This is a genomic window from Streptomyces sp. NPDC057854, assembly GCF_042797055.1.
GTDB lineage: Bacteria > Actinomycetota > Actinomycetes > Streptomycetales > Streptomycetaceae > Streptomyces.
On sequence record NZ_JBHVMF010000068.1, the window covers coordinates 1 to 1106 of the forward strand.

Genomic DNA, 1106 nt, shown 5'->3' on the forward strand with positions numbered 1-1106 from the left:
CCACCCCTCGCCGCCTTCCGGAAGGGCCGGCACGTACCGGCCCCGTACCCCCAGGCGATCACGCTCCGAGTCCGCGGACGTCGATCCCCGGGTCGCCGACCGGACACCGGCGTCCGCTCCAGACCGCACTCCCCGCCGCCGCAGCCTCCCGCGCGCCGGCCCTGCGTCATCGAGGTCCCCACCGTGTCTCTCGACTCGTTCACCCAGTCCGTCGACAAGGCCGTCAGCGGCTTCTTCGAGCCCATAGCCACCTGGCTCGGCGAGGTCGTCTTCTACTCCGTCCCCGTCGGCGGCACGCAGCTCCCCCTCATCGTGGCCTGGCTGGTCGTCGCCGGTCTCGTCTTCACCGGCTGGTTCGGCTTCGTGCAGCTGCGCAAGTTCCGCCTCGCCGTGAACGTGGTGCGCGGCAAGTACGACGAGAAGGGGTCGGCCGGCGAGGTCAACCACTTCCAGGCGCTGACCGCGGCCGTCTCCGGCACCGTCGGCCTCGGCAACATCGCCGGTGTCGCCGTCGCCGTCTCCATCGGCGGTCCCGGCGCCACGTTCTGGATGATCCTGTGCGGTCTGCTCGGCATGGCGACCAAGTTCGTCGAGGTCACCCTCGGTGTGAAGTACCGCGAGGTGCACGCCGACGGCACCGTCTCCGGCGGACCCATGCACTACCTGCCCAAGGGCCTGGCCGACCGCTTCGGCAAGAACGGCAAGACGCTCGGCAAGGTCCTCGCCGTCCTGGCCTCCTTCTTCGTGCTGTTCTTCGGTCTCTTCGGCGGCAACCTCTTCCAGGTCAACCAGTCCTACGCCCAGCTCGTCTCGGTGACCGGCGGCGAGAACGGCATCATGGGCTCCTCGGCCGGCGCCCTGTTCTTCGGCATCCTGATCGCCGCCCTCGTCGGCATCGTGCTCCTCGGCGGCATCCGCTCCATCGCCTCCGTCACCAGCAAGCTCGTCCCCGCCATGGCCGGCCTCTACATCGCCGCCTGCCTCGTCGTCATCGCCGTCAACGTCACCGCCGTCCCGGCCGCGGTCTCGTCGATCATCGAGGGCGCCTTCAACCCGCAGGGCGTCGCCGGCGGCGTGCTGGGCGCGCTGATCATCGGCTTCAAGCG

The 1106-nt window shown here is 70.0% G+C and carries 1 protein-coding gene; it reads left to right on the forward strand.

The window, feature by feature from the left end; all coding sequences use genetic code 11:
• Positions 1–183 precede the first annotated feature (183 nt).
• On the forward strand, positions 184–1106 hold a 923-nt coding region (locus tag ACFVQZ_RS36530), incomplete at its 3' end, for an alanine/glycine:cation symporter family protein (protein WP_383629197.1).